This is a genomic window from Catenulispora yoronensis, assembly GCF_039531695.1.
Lineage (GTDB): Bacteria > Actinomycetota > Actinomycetes > Streptomycetales > Catenulisporaceae > Catenulispora > Catenulispora yoronensis.
Window position 1 is genome coordinate 19,507 of sequence record NZ_BAAAQN010000023.1, and the last position, 25,626, is coordinate 45,132.

The 25,626-nt window shown below is 68.8% G+C and carries 16 protein-coding genes; 10 read left to right on the forward strand and 6 right to left on the reverse strand.

Annotation, left to right across the window (positions count from 1 at the left end; genetic code table 11):
* Positions 1 to 100 precede the first annotated feature (100 nt).
* From ABD481_RS20145 to ABD481_RS20165, 5 genes are all read right to left on the reverse strand, one after another.
* On the reverse strand, positions 101 to 436 hold the full coding sequence (locus ABD481_RS20145) for an RNA polymerase-binding protein RbpA (protein WP_344667247.1): 336 nt from the start codon (positions 434 to 436) through the stop codon (positions 101 to 103).
* Positions 437 to 637: 201 nt separating this feature from the next.
* A complete protein-coding gene (locus tag ABD481_RS20150; RefSeq protein ID WP_344667248.1) occupies positions 638 to 841 on the reverse strand; it encodes a cold-shock protein in 204 nt (67 codons plus the stop codon).
* 248 nt (positions 842 to 1,089) lie between these two features.
* Positions 1,090 to 2,976, reverse strand: coding sequence for an arabinofuranosidase catalytic domain-containing protein (locus tag ABD481_RS20155; RefSeq protein ID WP_344667249.1), 1,887 nt, complete (start codon positions 2,974 to 2,976; stop codon positions 1,090 to 1,092).
* 423 nt (positions 2,977 to 3,399) lie between these two features.
* Complete coding sequence (locus ABD481_RS20160; protein ID WP_344667250.1) at positions 3,400 to 4,296, reverse strand: hypothetical protein; 897 nt, start codon at positions 4,294 to 4,296, stop codon at positions 3,400 to 3,402.
* 534 nt (positions 4,297 to 4,830) lie between these two features.
* Positions 4,831 to 5,322: a nucleotidyltransferase domain-containing protein gene (locus ABD481_RS20165; protein ID WP_344667321.1), complete on the reverse strand. Its 492-nt coding sequence runs from the start codon at positions 5,320 to 5,322 to the stop codon at positions 4,831 to 4,833.
* Between the two features lie 199 nt (positions 5,323 to 5,521).
* Between ABD481_RS20165 and ABD481_RS20170 the strand changes: the two genes are divergently transcribed.
* From ABD481_RS20170 to ABD481_RS20205, 8 genes are all read left to right on the forward strand, one after another.
* The gene (locus ABD481_RS20170) at positions 5,522 to 7,492 is read left to right on the forward strand and encodes a sigma-70 family RNA polymerase sigma factor (protein WP_344667251.1); all 1,971 of its coding nucleotides are present in this window, start codon (positions 5,522 to 5,524) and stop codon (positions 7,490 to 7,492) included.
* A 391-nt stretch (positions 7,493 to 7,883) separates the two neighbouring features.
* A complete protein-coding gene (locus ABD481_RS20175; RefSeq protein ID WP_344667252.1) occupies positions 7,884 to 8,570 on the forward strand; it encodes a thaumatin family protein in 687 nt (228 codons plus the stop codon).
* A gap of 89 nt (positions 8,571 to 8,659) precedes the next feature.
* Positions 8,660 to 9,685 carry a thaumatin family protein gene (locus ABD481_RS20180; protein ID WP_344667253.1) on the forward strand — a complete coding sequence of 342 codons (1,026 nt, stop codon included), beginning with the start codon at positions 8,660 to 8,662 and terminating at the stop codon, positions 9,683 to 9,685.
* 261 nt (positions 9,686 to 9,946) lie between these two features.
* Entirely contained in the window at positions 9,947 to 10,807 is an 861-nt protein-coding gene (locus ABD481_RS20185; RefSeq protein WP_425559231.1) for a YihY/virulence factor BrkB family protein, read from the forward strand.
* A gap of 749 nt (positions 10,808 to 11,556) precedes the next feature.
* Positions 11,557 to 17,823: a beta strand repeat-containing protein gene (locus tag ABD481_RS20190; protein ID WP_425559236.1), complete on the forward strand. Its 6,267-nt coding sequence runs from the start codon at positions 11,557 to 11,559 to the stop codon at positions 17,821 to 17,823.
* 20 nt (positions 17,824 to 17,843) lie between these two features.
* Entirely contained in the window at positions 17,844 to 18,446 is a 603-nt protein-coding gene (locus ABD481_RS20195) for a tetratricopeptide repeat protein (RefSeq protein WP_344667255.1), read from the forward strand.
* Between the two features lie 71 nt (positions 18,447 to 18,517).
* Entirely contained in the window at positions 18,518 to 19,879 is a 1,362-nt protein-coding gene (locus tag ABD481_RS20200; protein WP_344667256.1) for a glycosyltransferase, read from the forward strand.
* A gap of 11 nt (positions 19,880 to 19,890) precedes the next feature.
* Positions 19,891 to 21,099 carry a glycosyltransferase gene (locus ABD481_RS20205; protein ID WP_344667257.1) on the forward strand — a complete coding sequence of 403 codons (1,209 nt, stop codon included), beginning with the start codon at positions 19,891 to 19,893 and terminating at the stop codon, positions 21,097 to 21,099.
* Here the strand turns inward: ABD481_RS20205 and ABD481_RS20210 are convergent, their stop codons facing one another.
* The gene (locus tag ABD481_RS20210; protein WP_344667258.1) at positions 21,100 to 21,408 is read right to left on the reverse strand and encodes a DUF7677 family protein; all 309 of its coding nucleotides are present in this window, start codon (positions 21,406 to 21,408) and stop codon (positions 21,100 to 21,102) included. It abuts the gene before it with no gap.
* Between the two features lie 263 nt (positions 21,409 to 21,671).
* Between ABD481_RS20210 and ABD481_RS20215 the strand changes: the two genes are divergently transcribed.
* Complete coding sequence (locus ABD481_RS20215; RefSeq protein WP_344667259.1) at positions 21,672 to 25,148, forward strand: outer membrane protein assembly factor BamB family protein; 3,477 nt, start codon at positions 21,672 to 21,674, stop codon at positions 25,146 to 25,148.
* A gap of 37 nt (positions 25,149 to 25,185) precedes the next feature.
* Entirely contained in the window at positions 25,186 to 25,611 is a 426-nt protein-coding gene (locus ABD481_RS20220; RefSeq protein ID WP_344667260.1) for a hypothetical protein, read from the forward strand.
* Positions 25,612 to 25,626 lie beyond the last annotated feature (15 nt).

Here is a 25,626-nt window from a genome sequence, read left to right on the forward strand (position 1 = left end):
CAACGAGTCCCGAGGGTCGTCAAGCCCGAACCGAAGAAAGCGGTGCCCCGAACCGAAGGAAGCAGTGCCCCGAACCGAAGGAGGCAGTGCCGCGAACCGCTCAGCGGTTCCCGCGCAACCGCGACAATGCCTCGGCGAGCAGAATCTCGGCATCGGCGTCGGTCCGACGCTCCCGCACATAGGCGAGGTGCGTCTTGAACGGCGCGGTCGGTGCCGCGACGGGCGGATTCTCCCGATCCGTCCCGGCGGGCGCGCCACACCAGTGGCAGTCCCACACCTCGGGCAGATCCGCCGACGCGGCGAAGTGAGCCTGCGTCTCGTGGCCGTTGGCGCACCAGAACGTGGCGGAGACGCGCTCGATCATCGTCCCGCGTTCGGACTCGCCCATCGGGCCCGCGCCGATCCTGCTTCCGCGGATGCCGTTGCTGCGTGCCATGAATGGTCTCCTCCGGTCGCGGCGGGGTGCCGACCGGAACGGTCAGAACCTAGTGCCATCTCGACATTACGCCGATGGGGGTGAGCTGATCTAGGAATCAGCCCATAGGGGTTCGTTCTTCTGGCGCCAGACGCGATTCCGCCCGGCGGCGAGCGCCGGGCAGAGCCGCGTCAGTCGGCCGTCAGGGCCTTGCGGGGCGCCTTACAGGGCGCGGACGTTCTCCGCCTGGGGGCCCTTGGGGCCCTGCGTGACGTTGTACTCCACGGCCTGGTTCTCGTCCAGGTTGCGGTAGCCGTCACCGATGATCGCCGAGAAGTGGACGAAGACGTCCGGACCACCATCGTCCTGCGCGATGAAGCCGTAACCCTTTTCGCCGTTGAACCACTTGACTTTGCCGGTTGCCATGAATCTCCTTGAGCCCTGCGGCCGTGCCCGCCTTGTGGGGTACGTGCCAGCACCCCGGACCTTGTCCGCCCGGGTTTCCGCCCGCCCGACGGGCGAATCGTGCGGCACAGCGTATCCGCTCGGTGGGGGGAAGCACGAGGGTGATTCGGTGGAGATGTGGCGGATCCATGGTGGCGGGCGCCGGTTGGGCGGCCCGCCACCGGGCCCGGCGGTCGTCAGGCGGGGCTCAGCCGGGCTTCATCTCGTTGTCAACTCAAGGCGAACTTCTGCGAGCTCGTCCCGTTGCAGTCCCAAATCTGCAACCGCGTGCCGTTCGCCGTGTTCCCGCTGGGATCGTCCAGACACCGTCCCGATTGCAGGTTGTACACCGACCCGTCCGAGCGCTGCTGCCACACCTGCCCGCCGGCGCCGTCGCAGTCCCACAGCTGCACCGGGGTGCCGGCGGCGGTGCCGTTGCCGTTGATGTCCAGGCAGCGGCCCAGGGTCCGCAGGGAGCCGTTGGAGTTCTGGAACCAGTGCTGGTCCACCGCGTAGCTCTGGCAGTCCCACAGCTGGACCGCCGTGGCGTTGGCCCCGGAGTCGTCGCCGGCGACGTCCACGCACTTGCCGGCCGGGCCCACCGCCGGGCCGCCGCCGTTGACGGCGAACTTCTGGGCGCCGGTGCCGTTGCAGTCCCAGATCTGGAGCCGGGTGCCGTTGGCGGTGTTGCCGCTCGGGTCGTCCAGGCATCGTCCGGACTGCGGGTTGAACAGCGAGCCGTCGGCGCGCTGCACCCACTTCTGGCCGCCGACGCCGTTGCAGTCCCACAGCTCGACCTGCGTCCCGGCGGCGGTGCCGTTGCCGTTGATGTCCAGGCACCGGCCTATGGTGCGCAGAGAGTCGTCGGTGAAGTGGGTCCAGTGCTGGTCCTCGGCCCAGCCCTGGCAGTCCCACAGCTGGACGGCGGCGAGGTTGCCGCCGGTATCGTCGGCGGCGACGTCCACGCACTTGCCGCCGGGGCCGCCGATGGTGCCGGCGGGGCCGTTCGGGACGTTCGTCTCGCCGCTGTAGCCGACCGCGACGATGTTCGCCTGGACCGCGTTGTCGGCGGCGTCGGTCGGGTAGCCGGCGGTCATGACACCTTCGAAGAAGGTGCCCATGTTCCAGTTGCTGTTGTCGCCGCCGGTGCCGAGGATGATGCCGCCCTCCTGGTGCATCGGCGTGTAGCCGCCGCGGTTGGGCAAGGCCCCGGACCACCATGTCGACAGGCCCCCGGATTGGGAGTTGCCGCCCTTCAGCGAGTAAGTGGTCTGACCGTTGTTCTTCAGCATCGCCGTGACGTAGGTGCTGCTGTTGCCCTGGTTCGCGGTGTTGGAGCCGTTGGCCCCCTGGAACATCCCGTTCTCCATGTCGGCCTCGACCCATGGCCCGGAGCTGGTGCACGGGCTGAAGTAGCACGTGGTGGCGATGCTGACGGCGTCCATGTGGCCGTTGCCGGTGTCGGCCGCGGTGGCCTCGGCGTTGCCGTAGTCGAAGCAGCAGGAGGAGCCGACGTGGGTGCCGCTGGCGACCATGTAGGCGCCCTCCGGCTGGCCGTTCACCGCGACCCCGGAGGCGGCGCCGGAGCTCCGGTACCCGACGCCCGGCGAGATCCAGATGCCGTACGCCTTGTGGCCGCCGGCCGTCACCGCGAGCTCGCTCGCGTCGGCCGGGCGGTCCGCGCCCATGCCCGCGGTGCCCGCCGGGCCCGGCAGCAGGTCGTTGTGCCGCGAGGTCTGGTCGTAGATGCGCGTGATCGTGCACGTGGTGCCGTTGCAGAACGCGTCGTGGTCGCCGGCGTTGGCGTACCCGCCGGCGGACAACAGGCCGACGTCGTGCGTCGCGCCGTCCGAGGCTCGTCTCAGTTGGTAGAGCGGCCCGTTGTAGCCGCCGAACAGGGCCCGTACGGTGCTGTGCGCGGCGACGCACGGCGTCCCGGCCGCGCCGTAGATGTCACAGGGCTGCGATGCGGCGGCCTGCGAGGCGGCTGGAAACGCGATGAGTGTGCCGAAGGCGACGACGAGTACCGCGCAGAACGTCAGCAGGGTTCTGCGCACCTTCTGGGGGATGCCGCCGAGTGCCGCGAGTCTGCGCGGCGTGGAACCGAGCTTGTGCATGTCGATGTGCTCCTGTGGCTGGTAGGGGATCGGAGCTGTTGCGGGAGGTGACGACGCACTGGATACAACGTTGTAAAACAAGGGCGGAGAGGCGCACCGAACAGAGTCGCCGCCCGGGTGGACCGTCAGCCCCTACCGCAGGGTGGAGCGGACGGTCGCCCTCGGGTCGCCGGGTGGGCCGACGCTGTCGGAGGGCGGCGAAATAACGTTGAAACGGGTCTCATGACAGCACAGCGCCATCGACTTGTAAACCCGGCGGCGATCGCCGCCGGGGAGGGCGTCCGGAAACTGTCGCAGAACCCTGTGTGGAGGTGCGGCCGAACCAGGCCATTGATCAACGTCACGGGTCCGGCCTCGCAGTGAAGGGCTGGCAGTTCCAGTCACTTCCGACACTCCTGCAACGTTGTTCCAACGATAGAGGTACTAGCCTTTCACCCTCTTGATATACGCGTGACACTGCGACCGCGTCATGGCCGTTGCCGGTATGCCCTCCTGGTGGAACCAGGCGAACTCCACCAGCTGTGTGCCGCGCTTCGGCGGGCACTTCATGAAACCGGTCAGAATCGACTTGTTCGCGGCGAAGAACTCCACCTCGCACCAGTACATGCTCAAGATCACGGACTCGATGGCGGCCGCCCCGCCGGGCGCGTTGGCGTCCATGGCCGAGTCCTTGATGAGCGCGTCGGCCCGCTGCGACAGCGTGGCCTTGACCGGGCCGTACTTCACCATCAGCGCCCCGCCCTGCGTCCGCGAGAGCCGGCCGTCCGGAGCCAGCCGGTACGGCGAGTAGACGACCTCGGGGCGTTCGAAATCGCCGAGATACGCCGCGGAGACGTCCTGGTTGGACGGGAACAGGTACCACAGGTCGCCCGGCATCATCGGGATCGCCTGCTCGGCGCTGGTGGCCTTCCAGGTGGTGAGCGTCGGCAGGACCAGCGGCCCGGTGTTCGGCACGAAGGCCTTGCGGTCCGCGGCGGCGAACGGATGGCTGTGGCCGATCGACGCCAGGCCGGTCAGCACCGGGTGCGTCCAGTTCACCTCGCCGGGGCCGCCGGCGATGAGGTAGCAGTCGGTGCGGTTGCCGCGGTCCCGGCCGATGGCCCACTCGTGCAGCTGGGTGTTGTACTGGCCCGTGGTCGCGACACCGACCTCGGTCAGCGCGCTCTGGTCGCCCATGGCCAGCCGGCTCAGGATGTCCAGGCTGTGTTCGAGGTTCTTGAACTTGGCCAGCACACGCGGGTTCTTGTCGTCGGCCAATGCCGGGTCGGTGAGCACCACCTTCGGCACCGGGCCTGCGAACTGGTGTGTCTGTTCCGCCATGCTGCGTCCTCCTGATCGGGACCAGAGCCGTGCACGGCGGCGGGGGGCCGCGTGCGTCACCTATGCGTCACCTACACGAGGAGCGGAGGGGCGGTCAGATACATCGCGCGGCCCGGATCGGCGTATGGGCTAACCCGTATTGCGGGAGGGTGCGAGCGGCTGCCGCACACCTCGTCGTGAGAAGCGCCGGGAAATCCATTGCGTTCGCCCGACCTGTCTGCCTATCGTGATCACACACATGAAAGGAGGTGATCCTGAGTTGAGTAGTACCAGGACGCGTGAGGTGGCTGTCAGCTAGCCGCCCCGCCCGCGTACGAGGCCGAAGGCCTCGCCCGGCAGGTCCGGGGCGGCGGGCTAATCTCCGACAGTCACCCGGCTCGCAGGCCCACCGGTCGTCCCCGGTGCCTGGGCAGACGGTCTACACGTGGGGCCCCACGGTGGACGGTTCTGATCAGGAATTGGCCTGCGAGCCGCTGTTGTTCTCCGGGTTGTTGTTCGCCGGGCCGCTGTTCTCTGGGCCGCTGTTCTCCGGGCTCAGAAATGGGTCTCGATCCCGAACGCCTTGCGGAGCTGGGCCATGTCGTGGCGGTCGCGCTCGGCGGGGTCGTAGCCCTGATGGAAGAACGCCTGCTGCTCGGCCGAGATGCAGGGCACGGCGGTCCCGCCGATGACCCCGGTCACGAAGCACGACGCGGGATAGACGAACGGCTTGTCCGCCTCGAACGAGGACTGGAGGGCGGATCCGTCGTCGGCGAAGACCAGCGGATGCAGGTCGAGGTCCCGTCCCTGCGGACCGGACATGACGAATCGCACCGGACGCCAGTCGAGGGTCTCGACGTAGCCCGCCTCCGCCAGCGCGGCGATGACGGCCGGCTCCTGCTCCAACCGATGCAGGAGGTCCAGATCGCGGTGCTCGCGCGTCTGCTCCCCGACCAGCGCGTCGATACCCCAACCGCCTTCGAGCCAGAAGTCGACGCCGGCGCGCCGGAGCAGGGCCAGGATCTCCAGCACACCTTCAGCTGTCATCATCCTGTCCACGCTAGCCCATGTTCGGGCCGTCACCGGTGTCGAACGAGCCCGCCGAACGACGCCGCCGAACGAGCCCGCCGAACGACGCCGCCGGAAAACTCGCACCGGATTTCGGTTATCCGCGGCCGCCCTGCACCGTCTCCTATTCGGGGCCATGTCACCATCGACTCCGGCGACGATAGAAGGCGGCACGACTATGACGGCACAGCACGGCGGCGGGTTCGCCGCGGCCACTGTGCGGGCGGCGCAGCAGGGCGATCGAGAAGCACTGCACGAACTGCTCGCGGAAGCCCTCCCGCTCGTCTACAACATCGTCGGGTGCGCGCTCCAGCAGCACTCGGACGTGGACGACGTGGTGCAGGAGACGATGGTGCGCGCCGTCCGCGGGCTCGGCGATCTGCGCGATCCCGGGGCCTTCCGGTCCTGGCTGGTCGCCGTGGCGATCCGGCAGGTCCGCGATCTGCAGCGGGCCCGGCAGGCGGCCCTGGGCCGCACCGCGTCGCTGGACGACGCCGAGACGGTGCCGGACCCGGCCGCCGACTTCGCCGAGCTGACGATCCTGCGGCTGGGATTGTCCGGGCAGCGCAAGGAGATCGCCGAGGCCGGCGCCTGGCTGGACTCCGGGAACCGCGAGCTGCTGGCGCTGTGGTGGATGGAGGAGGCCGGGTATCTGGGGCGCGGCGAGCTCGCCGAGTCGCTGGGCGTGCCGGCGAACCAGGTGGCGGTGCGCATCCAGCGGATGAAGCAGCAGCTGACGGCGTCGCGGGTGGTGGTCCGGGCGTTGAAGGAGTCCGGGCGCTGCGGCGAGTTCTCGGCGCTCACCCGGCAGTGGGACGGCACGCGGAGTCCGTTGTGGCGCAAGCGTCTCACCGGCCACACGAAGCAGTGCGCGATCTGCGACCAGCAGTCCCGCGACCTCATTCCGGCGGAGAAGCTGCTCGTCGGTCTGCCGTTGGTGGCCGCGCCGGTGGCGCTGGCCGCGGCGGCGTTGCATGAGGCGTCCTTGATGGCCGGCACGCCAGGGTCGGTCAGCTTGGTGAATGCCGGTGCGGGGCGGGCGAAGGGCGTTCGGGGAGCGAAGGGCGCTAATGGCGCCAAGGGCGCCAAGGGCGCGAAGGGTCAGGGGCTTCTGACGGCGAAGTCGTCCATCCTTGCGGTGACGGCGGCTTCGGCGGTCGCGGTGGCCGCGACCGTGATCGTGGCGCGCGGCAACGGTTCGGGGTCGGGGCAGCCGGTGGCGGCTCCGGTGTCGTCGAGTTCTGCGACGCTTGGGTCGTCGTCCGCTTCGTCGCCCTCGCCTGCTCCGCTGTCGCCGACGCCTTCGACGGCTTCGACGTCTTCCGCGGTGAAGGCGACGCCGTCGCGGTCGCCGTCCCCGTCGTCCCCGTCATCCAAGAGCGCGGCGGCGACGGTGCCGTCGGTCGCGCCGCCGCACGCCAACGGTAAGAAGGGCGTGGCGGCGTGGAGCGCGCCGGGCCTCGACGACGATCTGACTGCGTCCGGGGCCGCCTGGTACTACGACTGGTCGCCGTCGCGGCTGGACCACCTCAGCGGGACGCGCCCGGAGTTCGTCCCGATGATCTGGGGCCCGAAGAACGCCGACGACCAGACGCTGGGCAAGGTGAAGTCGCAGGGCACTGCGTTGCTCGGCTTCAACGAGCCGGACATGGCCGCGCAGTCGAACATGACGGTGGCGCAGGCGCTGGACCTGTGGCCGAAGCTCCAGGCCACCGGGCTCCGCCTGGGCAGCCCGGCCGTGGCGATGAACGCGGCGACGCCGGGCGGCTGGCTCGACCAGTTCATGTCCGGCGCGGCGGCGCGCGGCTACCGGGTCGACTTCATCACGGTCCACTGGTACGGGTCCGATTTCCGTCCGGGGCCGGCCGTCGACCAGTTGCGCGGCTATCTCCAGGCGATCCATGACCGGTACCACCTGCCGATCTGGGTGACCGAGTACGCGTTGATCAAGTTCTCGGGCGGGTCCCAGTATCCCGCGCCGGACCAGCAGGCCGCGTTCGTGAGCGGCTCGGCGGCGATGCTTGAGGGCTTGCCGTACGTCGAGCGGTTCGCGTGGTTCGGGCTGGCGGCGGACGGGGCGCAGGTCGGCACGGCTCTGTATCAGGGGAAGGTTCCGACTCTGATGGGAACGGCTTTTGCGAAGTCCTGAGATCTCCTCCGGCGGGCGGACGGCCCGGCGGTTGGCGGCGTTGATCGCTTGTGTCGTAACGGTTTTCGGCGCTGCCGCTTGTTCCGGTTCGACGACCGGCGGTGCGTCGGCGGCTTCGGCCGGGGGGCGGGGTGGGCAGTCGCAGTCTGCTGCCGCGGCTGCGCCTTCGCCGACGTCGCTTGCGGCGACTTCGTCGGCGGGCACGCCTGCGGCGTCGTCGCAGGGGTCGTCGTCCGGGTCGTCGTCACCTGGGTCGTCGTCTCCGAAGACGGCGAGCAAGTCCAGCACCGGCGCGGCTTCGTCCAAGTCGCCGACGGCGGGCTCCAGCCGGTCATCAAGCGCCGGCGCGAGTCCTGGTCCGGGCGGGTTGCCGGGGCAGCGCACCCTGACCATGGTCAACAAGCTGAATCAGACCATCTGGCCGGCGGTGGCCGCCGATCCGAAGCATCCGGTGGCCGCGACCGGCTGGGTTCTCGCGCCCGGTGCCAGTGTCACGATCTCGATTCCGGACCACTGGGATGTCCGGGTCTGGGCTCGGATCGGGTGTTCGTTCAATGGCGCCGGGACGGGTCACTGTCTTTCTGGCGATTGCCAGGGGAAGTTCCAATGCGGCTCCACCTGGGGTGAATTCCCGTCCACGCTTGCCGAGTTCAATCTCAACGCGTGGCAGAACATGGACTTTTATGACGTCAGTCTGGTTGAGGGCAACAACCTGCCCATGTACATCAACCAGTCCGGGGGTAAGACGCCTGATCCGATGAGCGCGGACGGCTGCACGAAGGCTGGCTGCACTCGCGATGCCAACGCGTCGTGTCCGGCTGCGTTGCGTGTCGTGCGTGGGGGAGCGGTCACGGCATGTAAGAGCTCGTGTTTGGCACTCGGCGGGGATCAGATGTGCTGCCTGGGGCAGTGGTCGAGCCGGGCAGCTTGTGATCCGACCAAGTGGCCGGTCGACTCCGCGGCGGTGTTCAAGAAGGCTGAGCCCTTCGCCTATTCGTATGTGAATGACGACGCTACGAGCGTTCTGACGTGCTCGGGCGAGTGCAGCTACCGAATAACGTGGGGCGTGAGCCCGTGAGTGAACGGAGTCGGCGCGTGAAGCACGGTGCGCGCGGAGGGCGGGGCGGCAGACGGACTTGGCGGACGGCTGTTATATCAGGGTTCGCATTGCTGGCGACGGTCGCGGTCGTCGCGTGGTTCGCCGGCTTCGGTACGGGTGATTCCAAGGCGGGGCAAGTGACTGGCGCTGCCGGGACCGTCGGGACTGCGACGTCCGCTGCGCAGGCGGCGACGTCGGCGGGCACGTCCGGTGCGGGGAACGTCGTCGGCACGGCACCGTCGCCGAGCTCCGGTTCACTCAGTTCACCCAGTTCGCCTGCTTCGTCGCGGAGCGGCACGGCCGGTGGTACGTCGTCGGGCTCCCGTGCGTCCGGCTCCTCGGGCTCGTCGAGTTCGAAGCCCGCTCCGGCCACGGGTTCGTCGTCGATCGCCGCAGCTCCGGGATCGCACCTGATCACGATTGTCAACGCCGATCACCAGACGATCTGGGCCGCGACGAATCCGAACGCCGAGCATCCGATTCCGGTGACGGGGTGGCAGCTGGCGCCGGGGCAGAGCGTGACGTTCGCCGTGCCGAAGGGCTGGGGTGGCCGGGTCTGGGGGCGTACCGGGTGCTTGTTCAACGCCGCTGGCTCAGGGCACTGCCAGACCGGTGATTGCGGCGGCGTCTTCCAGTGTCGCGGCACCGGAGGGACGCCTGCGACGTTGGCCGAATTGACCTTCGATTCCTTTGACGGGTTGGACTTTTACGACGTCAGCCTGGTCGATGGTTCGAACCTGCCGATGTATATCAACACCACACATCGGGTCGGACCGGATCCCGTTACATCAAACGGCTGTTATCAGGGTGCGTGCACGAAGCCGATCGTCTGCCCGGCGGCGATGCAGGTGAAGGTCGGCGGGCAGCAAGTGGCCTGCACGACGGCGTGCGCCGCGTTCGGGACCGACGACTACTGCTGCCGGGGCAAGTGGTCGGGGCGCGAGAACTGCATACCGGCCAAGTGGCCCGTCGACTACGCAAAGCAGGTTTTTAAGGACGCGGAGCCTTATGCCTACTCATATGCGTTCGACGACTCCGCGACGATGGCCTGCAAGGGAGGGTGTGACTACCGCATCGTCTTCGGTGTCACATAATGGGTCCGCAAAGCCTGTCGGTGTCACGACCGCTGAAACGGATACATGCTGGGGATGGGACCGAAACGCGAAGGCCGTGCCGCTAGTCGGGCCGGCGGGGATCAAGGCGCTGCCTCCGCTTCCACTGCTTCCGCCTCCTCGGAGGCCGCGAAGCGGGGCGGCGAGGCGGCTGCGTCCGCCCAGGGGGCTCTGCCCGCGCAGCGGACGCACATATCGCATCTGTCGGCGGGGAACTGGTGGGCCATCCTTAAGCGGACCGCCATGGAGTTCCGCAATGACGAACTGCTGGACCGGGCCGCGGCGCTGACCTACTTCGCCGTCCTGGCCCTGTTCCCGGCGCTGCTGATGGTGGTGTCAATACTCGGATTCATGGGCGAGTCCGCGACCACCAAGGTGCTGGACAACATCCAGACGCTGGCGCCCGGCGCCGTGCGCGACGTGCTGCGTACCGCGATCACGCAGGTGCGCGCCAGCGGCGGCACCGGGGGCACGCTCGCCGCGGTCGGCATGGCCGGCGCGGTGTGGTCGGCGTCGGGCTACGTCGGGGCCTTCATCCGGGCCTCGAACGTGGTGTTCGACATCCGTGTGAAGCGGCCGCTGTGGAAGACCACGCCGCTGCGGATAGGCCTGACGCTGCTGATGATGGTGCTGTCGCTGGCCTGCGCGATGATCGTGGCCTTCACCGGTCCGCTGGCGCAGTGGGCCGCCAAACTGCTCGGGCTGGGCAACACCGCCGTCCTGGTGTGGTCGATCGTCAAGTGGCCGGTCCTGGTGCTCCTGGTCGGCATCGTCATCGTGCTGCTGTTCTGGGCGGCGCCGAACGTCCGCGACCGCAGCGTCCGCGACCGCTGGGTGTCCCCGGGAAGCCTGCTGGCTGTGCTGCTCTGGCTGATCCTGTCGGTCGGCTTCGCGGTGTACCTGGCGAACTTCAACTCCTACAACAAGACTTATGGCACGGTCGCCGGCGTGATCGTGTTCCTGGTCTGGCTCTGGCTGTCCAACCTGGCGATCCTCCTCGGCCTGGAGTTCGACGCCGAGGTGGCGCGCGAGCGCGGCGTCAGCGTCGTCGAAGGCGGCCTGACCGGCCAGGAGCCGGACGCCCCCCGCCGCCGCGCCCAGTAGGAATTCACCACCGCTTTAATCGCAAAACGCTATTGGCGCATAGATTGGATTCATAGACCAGGCGATTCCCCCAATCCGATCAACCGCACATATTCACGCCGCACAATCAGCGAGGCCTGCCCCCGCGTGTCGCTGCGCACAAATACCAACCCACGCCCCCATGATGGAGGCAATGTGACTAATTGGTGTTTGTCGCCGACGAACCTGATGTGAGCGTGAAAATGACCGACCGCACGAACGGCCGTCGCGAAACCACCCGCGACAGCACGTGGCGCCGCCGCGCCGGCGCCGTGGTCGCAGCCGCTCCCGTCGTCAGCATCCTGGCCTCCAACTTCCCCGCGATCGCCACCCAACACCAAGCCGTCCCCACCCCAGGCGGCACCGGCTACTACTCAGGCCCCCTGGGCCCCCAGGGCTACCAATCCCCCCTAGGCTTCCCCGGCCCCGCCGGCCCCCCAGGACCCCCCGGCCCCCCAGGCCCCCAAGGCCCCTTCGGCCCCCCCGGCACCTCCGGCTCCCTGAACCCCGGCCACATGCCCGGCCCAGGCTGGCCCCCAAAACTCCACGACGAGCACAAGCTCCACGCGAAGCCAGGCCCGCAGGGCAAGCCCGGACCGCAGGGCGTGGCCGGCCGAACGGGCGCGGTCGGGCCGGAGGGCCCTGCTGGCCTTGCCGGTCCGGCTGGCTCCGCTGGTCCCGCTGGTCCCGCTGGTCCCGCTGGTCCTGCCGGCCCGATCGGCCCCCAAGGCATGTCCGGTGGCGTTGGCCCAACAGGCGCCCAGGGCTCAAGCGGCGCCCAGGGCGCTTCAGGCGAGGCAGGCCCCAAGGGCGACACCGGCGCGACCGGTTCCACAGGCGCGACCGGCGCGACGGGCGCACAGGGCGCGACCGGCGCCACGGGTACGACGGGCGCCCAGGGCACCACCGGGTCTACCGGCGCCACCGGCCCCCAGGGCTTCCAGGGCACGACCGGCACCACAGGCCCAACCGGCCCCCAGGGCACCCCCGGCACCACCGGCCCCCAGGGCCTCCAAGGCACAACCGGAACCACCGGCCCAACAGGCACCACCGGCCCACAAGGAACGCAGGGCACCACCGGCTCGCCAGGCCCCCAGGGACCAACTGGCGCGACCGGCCCGCAAGGTACCCAAGGCGATACCGGCGCAACTGGCGCAGTGGGTGCCCGAGGCTTCCAAGGCGACACCGGCGCGACCGGCGCGACCGGCGCGACCGGCGCGACCGGCGCGACCGGCGCGACCGGCGCGACCGGCGCGACCGGCGCCCAAGGCTCCCAGGGCGACACCGGTGCCACCGGCGCGCAGGGCTTCCAAGGCGACACCGGCGCCACCGGGGCTACGGGTGCCACCGGTGTGCAGGGTTCACAGGGCGATACGGGCGCCACCGGTGCGACGGGCGCCACTGGCGCAACGGGTGTGACTGGCGCAACGGGTGCGCAGGGCTCCCAAGGCGAAAGTGGCGCGCAGGGCGTCCAAGGCGATACCGGCGCGCAAGGTTCCCAGGGCGACACCGGCGCCATTGGTGCGACGGGCGCCCAAGGTTTCCAAGGCGACACCGGCGCGACCGGCGCGCGTGGCTTCCAAGGCGACACCGGCGCGGCTGGCGCCCAGGGCGACACTGGTGCTACTGGTGCTACTGGTGCGACCGGTGCAACTGGCGCGACCGGTGCAACTGGCGCGACCGGTGTGACGGGCGCGCAGGGGTCTCAGGGCGCAACCGGCGCCACCGGCCCAACCGGCGCGCAGGGTTTCCAAGGCGACACCGGTGCGACTGGCACGACCGGTGCTACCGGTGCTACCGGTGCTACCGGAGCCCAGGGCGATACCGGTGCGACGGGTACGCAGGGTGCCCCAGGCGATACCGGCGCGACCGGCCCGACGGGCGCCCAGGGTTTCCAAGGCGATACCGGCGCGATTGGTGCGCGTGGCTTCCAAGGCGACACCGGCGCAACCGGCGCCCAGGGCGACACCGGCGCTACTGGAACCCAGGGCGCTACTGGCGCGACGGGTACGCAGGGAGTCCCCGGCGATACCGGCGCGACGGGTGCCCAGGGTTCCCAGGGTGACACCGGTGCTGTCGGCGCGACGGGAGCGACTGGCGCGCAGGGCTTCCAAGGCGACACGGGTCCGACGGGTGCGACTGGTGCGCAGGGCTCCCAAGGAGACACCGGCGCAACTGGCGCCGTGGGTGCGACTGGTGCGCAAGGCTCCCAGGGCGATACGGGTGCGCAGGGCTCGACCGGTGCAACCGGGGCTACGGGCGCGACTGGTGCGCAGGGGCCTCAGGGCGACACTGGTGCCACTGGAGTTCAGGGTTTCCAGGGCGATACCGGCGCTATTGGTGCGACCGGTTCCCAAGGTGCTACCGGCGCCACCGGTGTGACGGGTGCGCAGGGCTTCCAGGGCGACACGGGCGCGACTGGTGCTACCGGGGCGACCGGCGCCACCGGCAACACTGGCGCGACTGGCGCGCAGGGCGATACTGGCGCTACCGGTACGACGGGTGCGACTGGCGCCGTGGGTGCGACTGGTGCGCAAGGCTCGCAGGGCTCGACCGGTGCAACCGGGGCTACGGGCGCGACGGGCTTCCAAGGTGACACCGGCGCGGCCGGCGCCACTGGTGCGCAGGGGCCGCAGGGCGATACCGGTGCTACTGGAGTTCAGGGTTCCCAGGGCGCTACCGGCGCCACCGGTGTGACGGGTGCGCAGGGCTTCCAGGGCGACACGGGCGCGACTGGTGCCACCGGTGCCATCGGCAACACTGGCGCGACTGGCGCGCAGGGCGATACTGGTGCCACTGGCGCCGTGGGTGCGACTGGTGCGCAAGGCTCGCAGGGCGATACGGGTGCGCAGGGCTCGACCGGTGCAACTGGGGCTACAGGCGCGACTGGCGCTACGGGTGTGCAGGGCTCCCAAGGCGACACCGGTGTGCAGGGCTCCCAAGGTTCGACTGGTGCTATTGGTGCGACCGGTGCGCAGGGCTTCCAAGGCGACACGGGTCCGACGGGTGCGACTGGTGCGCAGGGTTCCCAAGGCGACACCGGTGCGACTGGAGCGACTGGTGCGCAGGGGCCTCAGGGTGACACCGGTTCTACTGGTGCGACAGGAGTGCAGGGCGCTACTGGTGCTACTGGTGTGACGGGTGCGCAGGGCTTTCAAGGCGACACCGGTGCTACTGGCGCTAGTGGTGCGCAGGGTTCCCAGGGCGCCGTCGGCGCGACCGGCGCTATTGGTGCGCAGGGCGACACCGGTGCGACCGGCGCGCAAGGTACGACAGGTGCTACGGGCTCGCAGGGTGATACCGGTGTTGCTGGTGCGACTGGAGCGCAGGGTGATACCGGCGCTGTCGGCGCGACTGGTGCGCAGGGTTTCCAAGGTGACACCGGAGCTACCGGAGCTACCGGCGCGACGGGTACGCAGGGCTCTCAGGGCGACACTGGCGCGACTGGGGCCCAAGGCTCCCAGGGTGACATCGGCGCAACTGGGGCTACCGGCGCGACGGGTTCTCAGGGCGCGACCGGCGCGACCGGCGCGCAGGGCGACGTCGGTGCTGCTGGCGCACAGGGTTCCCAGGGTGCGACTGGTGCCAGCGGTGCGACAGGTGCGCAAGGTTTCCAAGGCGACACCGGTGCTACCGGTCCGACTGGTGCGCAGGGCTCTCAAGGCGACACAGGTGTGACCGGTGCTGCCGGCGCCACTGGTGCGACCGGTGCGACTGGTGCACAGGGTTTCCAAGGAGATACCGGTGCGACTGGTGCGCAGGGTGATACCGGTGCCACCGGCGCTACTGGTGCGCAGGGCTCGATTGGTGCTACGGGCGCTACGGGCGCTACGGGTTCGCAGGGTGACACCGGTGCTACCGGTGCGGCTGGGGCGCAAGGCTTCCAAGGTGACACTGGCGCTACCGGTGCGACCGGTGTGCAGGGCTCTCAGGGCGATACCGGTGCTGTAGGTGCTACTGGTGCGACTGGTTCCCAGGGTGATACCGGTGCGACTGGTGCTATCGGGGCTACCGGTGCGACAGGTGCCCAGGGATCGCAGGGCTCGGCCGGCGCACAGGGTTCCCAGGGAGAGGCCGGCGCGACTGGGGCGACCGGTGCCAGCGGCGCGACAGGTGCGCAAGGGTTCCAAGGCGACACGGGTGCTACTGGCCTGACCGGTGCGACTGGTGCGACGGGGGCGCAAGGTTCCCAGGGTGATACAGGTGTGCAGGGCTCCCAAGGTTCGACCGGTGCTGTTGGGGCGACTGGTGTGCAGGGCTCTCAGGGCGACACCGGTGCGACTGGTGCGACTGGTGCGACTGGTGTGCAGGGTTCCCAGGGCGATACCGGTGCTACGGGTGCGACTGGTGCTCAGGGCTTCCAGGGTGACACGGGTGCGACCGGTGCGACTGGTGCGCAGGGTTCTCAGGGTGACACCGGCGCGAGTGGTGCGACCGGTGCGCAGGGTGTGACCGGCGCTACTGGTGTGCAAGGCCCGCAGGGTGACACCGGTGCTACTGGTGTGGCGGGCGCTCAGGGTTTCCAAGGTGACACCGGCGCGACTGGTGCTACCGGTGTGCAGGGTTCGACTGGTGCAACTGGTGTGCAGGGTCCCCAGGGTGACACCGGTGTGCAGGGTTCCCAGGGCGACACCGGTGCTACGGGTGCGACTGGTGCTCAGGGCTTCCAGGGTGACACGGGTGCGACCGGTGCGACCGGTGCGACTGGTGTGCAGGGTTCTCAGGGTGACACCGGCGCGGCTGGTGCGACCGGCGCTACTGGTGTGCAAGGCTCGCAGGGTGCTACCGGTGCTACCGGTGCTACCGGTGTGGCGGGTGCTCAGGGCTCCCAGGGCGACACTGGTGCGACTGGTGCGACTGGTGCGACTGGTGCCACGGGGGCACAAGGTTCTCAAGGTGACATCGGTGTGCAGGGCGCCCAAGGCTCGACCGGTGCTGTTGGGGCGACTGGTGCGCAGGGTTCCCAGGGCGACACCGGTGCTACGGGTGCGGCTGGTGCTCAGGGGTTCCAGGGTGACACGGGTGCGACCGGTGCGACCGGTGCGCAGGGTGTGACCGGTGCTACTGGTGTGCAAGGCTCGCAGGGTTCTACTGGTGCTACCGGTGTGGCGGGTGCTCAGGGCTTCCAGGGCGACACGGGTGCGACTGGTGCGACTGGTGCCACGGGAGCACAAGGTTCTCAAGGCGACACCGGTGCGCAGGGCGCCCAAGGCTCGACCGGTGCTGTTGGGGCGACTGGCGCGCAGGGTTCCCAAGGCGACACCGGTGCTACGGGTGCGACTGGTGTCCAGGGTTTCCAGGGTGACACGGGTGCGACCGGTGCGACCGGTGCGACTGGTGTGCAGGGTTCTCAGGGTGACACCGGCGTGGCTGGTGCGACCGGGGCGCAGGGTGTGACCGGTGCTACTGGTGTGCAAGGCTCGCAGGGTGCTACCGGTGCTACCGGTGCTACCGGTGTGGCGGGTGCTCAGGGCTTCCAGGGCGACACTGGTGCGACTGGTGCCACGGGGGCGCAAGGTTCTCAAGGCGACACCGGTGTGCAGGGGTCCCAAGGTTCGACCGGTGCTGTTGGGGTGACTGGTGCGCAGGGCTCGCAGGGTGACACCGGGGCGGCTGGGGCCCAGGGTTTTCAAGGCGCGACGGGTGCGACTGGCGCGACGGGTGTGCAGGGTGACATCGGTGCAACTGGGGCTACCGGTGCGACGGGAGCTCAGGGCTCTCAGGGATCGACTGGTGCTGCTGGTGCGACTGGTGCGCAAGGGTTTCAAGGCGATACCGGCGCGACGGGTGCGACGGGTGCGACGGGTGCGCAGGGTTCAACCGGTGCTGTGGGTGCGACTGGTTCGCAGGGTTCCCAGGGTGCGACTGGAGCCAGTGGTGCTACGGGCGCGACTGGGGCGCAGGGTTCGGCTGGTGCTACGGGCGCGACTGGTGCTCAAGGTGCGACTGGTGCGACTGGTGCGGTGGGTGCGACCGGCTCTCAGGGGTCGACGGGTGCTACGGGGGCTACTGGTTCGCAGGGGTCGCAGGGCTCGACTGGTGCGGCCGGTGCGACTGGATCGCAGGGGTCGCAGGGCTCGACCGGTGCGGCCGGTGCGACTGGATCGCAGGGGTCGCAGGGCTCGACCGGTGCGACTGGCTCTCAGGGTTCACAAGGATCGACTGGTGCGGTCGGTGCGACTGGATCGCAGGGCTCCCAGGGGTCGACAGGCGCAACGGGTTCTACCGGTGCTACCGGTGCGCAGGGATCGGTTGGTGCGACCGGTGCTACTGGCGCTGCTGGTGTCCAGGGCAGTCAAGGCGCTACCGGTGCGGCTGGGGCTACTGGGCCGCAGGGGTTTCAGGGGAATACAGGGGCTACTGGGGCTACTGGAGCGACAGGGCCGCAGGGGTTTCAGGGGAATACAGGGCCTACCGGTCCTACGGGGGCTACTGGTGCTACGGGAGCCGCGGGCGCTACCGGGGCGTCGGGTGCTGCTGGAGCTACCGGGGCTACGGGCGCTACCGGTGCGACTGGGACTGCGGGTGCTAACGGTGCGACGGGCGCGACGGGTGCTACCGGGGCTACCGGTGCGGCGGGTGCTACCGGCACGGCGGGTGCGACTGGAGCTACTGGGCCGACGGGTGTTGCTGGGTCGCAGGGGTTTCAGGGGGCTACTGGTGCTACCGGGGCTTCTGGGGCGGCTGGGGTGAACGGTGCTACGGGTGCTACCGGTGCTACTGGTGCTACGGGTGTGGCTGGGCCTACCGGGCCTACGGGGCCTGCTGGGTCTGGGGGTGGTGGGTTCCAGTATCTCCAGATTCCCAACAGTGGTACGGGCACCGTTGTTGCGAACTGTCCTGCCGGGTGGAATGTCGTTGGGGGTGGCGCATCGCAGGCGGGGGCCGGCACCGGTTTTTCGATCAATACGGCGAACAGCACTATCGGGTGGCAGGCGCGTTCCAGTACTCCTACTAACTCGATTTCGGTCATCGCCATCTGTATTGCCCCATCATAGGAAATGTAAGGGAAAAGGTAATGAGGGAACTGACTTTCCGGGCTGTGGCTGCGACGTCGGCGGTGGCGGTGGTGCTGCTTGCGGGGGGCTGCGGGGCGTTGGGGATGGGGTCGCATCCGGCGGCGCCGGCTGCGGCGGGGGCGCGGTCGGGGGTGAGTGGGGCCGGGTCGCATATCTATTCTCTGATTCAGACTGGGATCACCCAGGCGGAGAAGTCGGATACGGCCGGGGCGGTGAAGACGTTCAATTCGGTGTTGGCGCTGGAGCCGGACAATAAGTACGCGTGGTTCAATCTCGGGGTGATCTTGCAGGGGCAGGCGGATACGGCGGGGGCGTTGGACGACTACAACCGGGCGTTGCAGACGGATCCGACGTTCTTGTCAGCGCTCTACAACAAGGCGTTGCTCATCGAGAATTCGGATCCCGAGCAGGCTGAGAAGCTGTATCGGCAGGCGATCTCGCTGAATCCGCATGCCTCGACCGCGTATCTGCATCTGGGCTTGCTGCTTCAGAAGAAGAACTCGCCGGATGCGGCGGGTGCCTTCGCCAAGGCGGTCTCGTTGGACTCCAACCTTGCGCAGTATGTTCCCGCGGGTGCCGCAGCGGCCAAGCCGGCCGGCTGACGTCGATGGCTGAGTCGCGCAAGACATCCACGGCGTCTACCACGTCCACCACGTCCAAGGTGTCAAAGACCGTGTCGAAGACCTCCAAGACGGTCGAGAAGCAGAAGACGAGTACGGCCAAGGCGCCTACGCCGTCCGCTCCCGCGCTTCGTCCCACTCCACGGGTGTCGGTTTTCACCCCGAGCCATCAGCCCCGGTATCTCGATGACTGCCTGGCGACGCTTCAAGCCCAGACCTATCCGGACTGGGAGTGGGTGGTCCTGCTCAACCGCGGTGCCCGTTGGCGGCCGGAGCGGCCTGATGAGCGGGTGCGCGTGGAGATCGCAGACGATATTACGGGCGTTGGTGCAGCCAAGCGTCGCGCGTGTGCCTTGACCCGCGGGGACATTCTCGTTGAGCTCGACCACGATGACCTGCTGGCGAAGGACTGCCTTGCCCGGGTCGTTGAGGCGTTCGACTCGGACTCCGACGCAGTGTTCGTATACAGCGACTGTACGCAGATTGGGGCGGATGGCAGTGCAGATCTGTCGCGCTTCAATCCCGTGCATGGGTGGGTGTATGACGACGTGGACGTGGACGGCCGCACAGTTCTGGGCCTGCACTCACTGCCGGCGACACCGCACAACCTCGCGTACATCTGGTACGCACCGAACCATGTGCGTGCCTTCCGCTGGGAGGCCTACGACAAGGTCGGCGGGTACGACGCGGAGCGGGACATCCTCGACGACCAGGACCTGATGTGCCGGCTGTATCAGGTCGGCGCGTTCCACCACATCAAACAGTGCCTTTACTTGCAGCGGATGCACCCCGCCAACACCCAGCGCGAACCTGAGATCAATGCACGGATTCAGACAGAAACCATCGCTCTGTACGACCGTCATCTCCAGGCCAATGCCCTCGCGTGGGCGCACCGGGAAGGGTTGGCTGCCCTCGATCTCGGGGCCGCGCACAGCAAGCCGGCGGGCTTTCTGGGCGTGGACCAGTACCCCGGGCCGAGCGTGGACCTCGTCGCGACGCTTCCGGGCCGCCTCGATCTGCCGGACAACTCCGTCGGCGTGATCCGCGCGGTCGACTTCCTCGAACACGTGCCGCAGAAAGTGGAACTGATCAACGAGATCTACCGCCTGCTGGCACCAGGCGGAATGCTGCTCTCGTTCACACCCAGCTCCGACGGTCGCGGCGCGTATCAGGACCCTACGCACGTCGCGTTCTACAACGAAAACTCGTTCTGGTACTACACCGACGAGAACTACCGTCGCTACGTCCCCGAGATCAAAGCCAGGTTCCAGACCTCACGGCTCCTCACCTGCTTCCCGTCGCCATGGCACGAGGAGCACCGGATCCCTTACGTCGCAGCGAATCTGATCGCCATCAAGGAAGGCGCCCCTCGGTGTGGCGGTCCGTTGATGGTGGAGCCGGCGGAAGCATGCTGAGCGGAGGAGCAGTGACAATCAGCACGGAAACCGAAGCCGAAGCGGCGCTCGGTACAGGCGGTGCGATCGCTACCGGCACCGTCGCGACCATCCGGAAACCGACGATCTGCCTGTGCATGATCGTCCGGAACGAGGCGGCGGTCATCGAACGCTGCCTTGACTCCGTCCGGGACCTCATCGACTGCTGGATCATCTCCGACACCGGGTCGACCGACGGCACACAGGATCTGATCCGCAAGGCGCTCGCTGACATCCCCGGCGAACTGCGCGAGGAGCCGTGGGTCGACTTCGGCCACAACCGGACCCGCAATATTCGCCGGGCGCGCGGCCTGGCCGACTTCTTGTTGCTGATCGACGCGGATATGGTCCTGCGCCAAGAGGGCGAGCTGCCGCCGCTCGACGCAGACGCCTACCTCGTCCGCCACGCCGGCGACGTGTCGTACCGCAACCTGCGTCTCGTGCGCGGCGACCTGCCGTGGCGGTATCAGGGCTCGACTCACGAGTTCCTTACGGCCGAGACCCAGGTCAATCGCATGGATCTGGACGAACTGGTCGTCGAGCACCACGCCGACGGCGGCAGCCGGAGCGACAAGTTCGAGCGGGACGCCCGGCTGCTCACAGCCGAGGTCGAGCGCGATCCAGCCAACTCGCGGGCTGTGTTCTACCTGGCACAGACGATGCGTGACCTGGGACGCGCGGCCGAGGCGATCGCGTTGTACGAGCGTCGTGCCGAGATGGGCGGCTGGGAAGAAGAGGTCTACTTCGCCCGCCTGCAAGCCGGCATGCTGCGTGCCGAATCAGGGGACTGGTCCGGTGCGATGACGGGCCTGGTGCGGGCTTGGGAAGGTCGACCGCAACGGCTGGAGGCCTGCTACGAACTTGCGTGCCGTCTTCGAGTGAAGGGCGACTATCACAGTGCACTGGCATTCGCGGCCGCCGGTTTGAATCGGCCGGTTCCGCCGGATGTGCTGTTCGTGATGCCCTGGATCTATCGCTGGGGTCTGTTGTTCGAGTACTCCATCGCTTCGTACTGGACCGGCGACTATGACGTGTCGCTCCGTGCCTGCGATCAGCTGCTCCAGATTCCGGAGCTGCCCGAGACGCATCGTCGGCAGACCGTGGCGAATCGCGAGTTCGCTGTGGCCAAGGTGGAGAACGTGGAGAACCTGGAGAACGCAGAGAAGGTCGAGGAAGGGGAGAAGACGGCGCAGGCTGCTTGATCAGGGTCCTGCTAGCTCCACCTCCCAAGGTTCGAACGGGGGATCGACGACGTAGGACGGGTCGCAATAGCGCCGGATCCACTGGGCGGCCCGGTCCTGTGCCAGGTCGGCGTTGGTGACCAGGCCCGCCTCGTCGACGTCCAGGATGTTGGTGAAGATCGTGACCACCATCTCCAGCGCCGAGCCGTCCTGCATCAGCGCCTGCCGGTAGTCGATCCCGTCCAGCAGGTCCATGTCGACCGTGCCGTTGGCCAGGAAGAAGGCGAAGAAGCGGAGGCTGGCGCGGACGTCGTCGGGGAGGCGGCTCACGAAGGGACATCCTAGGTTCATGGTCGTAGAGGTGTTCGACCGCCCCGAAGGATGTCCCTTAGGGGCCGCTGCCTGGCAGGTGGCGGCCACAATCCAGGTATAGCCTGGCGCTCCGGAACGGAACGCTGGGTAGCCGAGTGCGTGTGATCAGTGATCACAGTGCTCTGCCGCGCTCGTTGGGGGTACTGGTGAGCGGTTCGGCAAGTGTGCAGGTGACCGGGGATGTTCGCGGTCAGGTCGTGCTCGGTGATCACAATGTGATCGTGACCGCGGAGCGGTCGTTCGTGAACGTGGTGCAGGCGGCGGGGCGGCAGCAGCCGGTGCGGCGCGCGGATGTCAGAGTTCTGCCGAGGCGGATCGCCGATCCGATCGGGCGCGCGGCGGAGCTGGACGCGGTCGCGGCGGCGGTGGCCGATGGTGAGCCGGTGTGCGTGCGGGGCGTGGTCGGGTCCGGGCGCTCCACGGTGCTGCGGCACGCGGCGCGACGGCTGGCCGCGGACGGTCGGCCGGTGGTGTTCGTCCGGGTTGGCGATCGGACTCCGGGGGACGTGCTCCAGGACGTCTTCGAGGCCTGCTATGACGCGCCCGGGTATCGGCCGAAGCCCGGTGAGCTGCGGCGGTTGATGACCGGGGTGCCGGTCGTGGTGCTGGTGGACGACTTCCGGGGCGGCGCGCGGTCGTGGGAGGAGTTCCTCGACAGCGTGCCCGACGCGGTGGGTGTGGCGACGTCGGCGGATCTTGACGACCCGGCGTCCACGCGGATGATCCGCCTGGCGGGGCTGGAGCGCGACGACGCGGTGGCGATGCTCGGGCGGTTGGTGGGCGCGCCGTTGGGGCCGTCGGATGTGGCGGCGGTGGAGCCGTTGTGGCGGGCGTCGGGTGGGCTGCCCGGGGAGCTGGTGGCCATTGCTCGTGCGGCGCGGCGGGATGGGGATGGGGATGGGGGCGGCGCTCGGATTGTGTGGCCTGATGCTGCGCGGTTGCCGGAGCTGGTGCCGGGGATGCTGGCCGGGTTGACGGGGCCGCAGCGGCGGGTGGTGACGGCGTTGGTGTGGGCTGGGGACGCGGGGATCGAGGGTGGGCTGTTCGCGCGGATCGCTGCGGCGTTGGGGGCGGATGAGGCGGCTTGTGAGGGGGTGGTCGGGCTCGGGATTGTGGAGCGGGATGGGGATCGGGGCGAGGGGGCAGGCGGACGGCGGGGCGAAGGGGTTGGTGGGCAGCAAGGCGAGGCGGTTGGTGGGCGGCAGGGCGAAGGGCCGGGTGGGGAGTGGTACCGGTTGGCGATCGATCCGGCGGTGGTTCCGGTGGGAGCGCTGGGCGGGGTGGAGGTGCTTCGGATCGCGGCGGTGTTGACGTATTGGGCGGGGAATCCGGCGTTGGCGCCGTTGAGTGTGGCCGGCCATGCGACGCTGATCGGTGCGTTGACGGAGGCCGCGGTGGCGGCGGGGCAGCCGGAGACGGCGGTGCAGTTGGCGCGGGCGGCGGCGCCGGCGATGGCGTGTTCGCTGCGTGCGGATGCCTGGGGCCGGATCCTGGATTTGGGGTTGGCGGCGGCGACGGCTGCTACGGACGAGGCGGCGGAGGCCTATTTCCAGAACGAGCGCGGGGTGCGGCTGCTGGCGGTCGGGAGCGCGGCGGCGGCGGTTGCGGCGCTGGGTGTGGCGTCGGCGGTGTGGGTGAAGTTGGGGATGATGGCGCATGCGGCTACAGCGCAGCATGCGTTGACCGCGGTCGCCGGGCATGCGGGGGTTTCGGCGGCGGCTTCGGGGAGTGCGGCGGGGACGGTGGTCGGGGCTGGGCACGGGGTGGCTGTTTTGGGGCAGACGGCGGGGCATGCTGCGGGACAGGTCGGGGCGCAGGCGGCGCAGGCGGGGATGCAGGTTGGGCAGGCGGCGGGGCATGTCGGGATGCAGGCTGGGCAGGCGGCGCAGGTGGGGCAGGGGGCGGCGCAGGCTGGGCAGGTGGCGGGCCATGGTGGGCATGCTGCGACTCAGGCCGGTAGCCATGTCGGGCATGCTGCTGCGCAGGCTTCCACGCATGGTGGGGCGGCGGCAGGGCATGCGGCTGGCACGTCGGCGGCGGGCCACGCGGCCGGGACAACGGCCGGGCATGCGGCCGGGACAACGGCTGGCCACGTGGCTGGCACCTCGGCTGGGCATGCCGCAGGGACTACAGCGGCGCACACGGCCGGAACTACGGCGGCCGGGCATGCGGCCGGAACTACAGCAGGTCACGCAGCAGCAACCGCCGCCGCCCACACCGCCGGCGTCGCGGCCACCGGCCACGGCGCGGTGATCGGCACAGCGGCGGCTGGTGGGAAGGCGACGCTTGTCGGGGTGTTGACCGGTGCGGCGGTCACCACTGCCGCTGTCGCGACGGCGGTCGTGGTCGGGACCTCGGGCAGTTCGAAGCCGGCTACGCCACCGCCGCGTCCGACTCCGGTCGCCGGTGTGGTCATGGCGGTTCAGGCGCGGGGTGCGCTCATTGGTGTGGATGCGAGCACTGGGACTGTTCGCTGGCGGAATGAGATAAGAGGCAGTTTCACAGACGTCGAAGATGACAAGAACGTATACGTTCAGAGCTCTGACAACAGCTTCGAGGCGATCGATCGCGCGACCGGTGTGAAGCACTGGACGGCTCCGACGCTGGGGCTTGGCAGTGTGGTGTGGTCGCCTCCGGTCGACGGCGTGCTGTACGGATCAGGCGGTGGCTACGTGTATGCGCTGTCCAGCGACACGGGAAAGCCGATATGGAGCGAGGACATCGCGCAGGCATCGTACGATCCTGCCAACCAGTACAAATTTGTCGCCTCGCCAGGCAGTACCTCTGTAGCAGTGCCCTTGGTGAGGAACGGTGTCGTCTATATCGAAACCGAATTCGGATCTGTCACCTACTCTGGTCAGGCAGGGGATGAGGTCTTCAGCGCCACCGTGGTCGCGTTCGACGCCCTCAAAGGCACTCCCCGATGGAAGTTCCAGACTGATCATCTGGACCCTGGGTCCGGGCTGGTGATGGTGAACGGCGAGATCTGTGCCTTTGGCGACAACGCGTCTGGCCGCGCCGCCTTCGGGCTCGACGCGGCGACCGGAGCGAAGTCCTGGGCCTACACCATGCCGAAGATCACCACGGCTTATGGAACGGTCCCGCTCCAGAAGCAGTCCGCGGTTCTGGCGACGGACGGTGCCAAGGTCTTCGTCGACTATGGCGGCAAGGACGTGCTGGCGCTGGACCCTCGTACGGGGACCAAGGCGTGGGATCACGCCGCACCGAGTGGCGAGGTGACCGGTTCAGGATTGGCCACCATGGTGTTTCAGGCCGGGCACCTGTACGTGACCACCTTTGAGTCCTCGAACACTGACGTTGTCGCGCTGAACCCCAGCACCGGAGCGAGTCAGTGGTCCACCGGACTGGACGGTGTGGGACTTCTGGTTCCCGTCGACGCCGACGTCGCGGACGGGGGCGGAACAGTCGTCGAGGACGATCCGTCGACCCGGCCTCAGCCCTCTGCCAACGATTCGGTGGAGGTTCTGGGTGCCAAGCAGTCCAATTCCGGAACGTCGTACTTCGCCCTGGACCCAAGCCGCGGCGGCATCCGCTGGTCGGCGCCGAAGGAAATGAACTTCATCCGCACCTGGACGACGCAGGCCGGAACGACCATCTACGCGATCAACCAAGCCGGCCTGCTCGCCGCCTACGACGCGACCACCAACGCCGTCCGCTGGACCACCAACATCGGCTGAGCGGCCATCCCCAAAGCCCGCGAAAGGTCCCCTCCTGATGCCCGAGATCGACGTCCTGACCCAAGTCCTGCCGCCCATCGGCGCCGCGGCCGCCGCCTACGGCGCCGCCGTTCTCACCAAGGCCGAGGACGCCGCCGCGACGGAGACCGTGCGGCTCGGCCAGCGGCTGCTCGCGCGGATCCGGCATCGCGGGGCGTCGGCCGACGGTGTGCAGCGCGCCGTGCTCACCCTCGCCACCGCTGACGCCGACGAGCTTGCTGACGCGCGCGCGGCGTTGCGGCTGGAGCTCCGGCGTCTGCTTGCCTCCGATCAGGAGCTGCGCGACGATCTCGCGGCCTCCCTGCCACCGGCCACGTCGTCGTCGTCAGCGTCGTCGGTGGGGGACCGGAACATCGTCGTCGGCGGCGACAACACCGGTATCGCGACTGTCGGCGACGGGAATATCAACATTCAGTCGAGGTGAGACGCCGACCAGCTC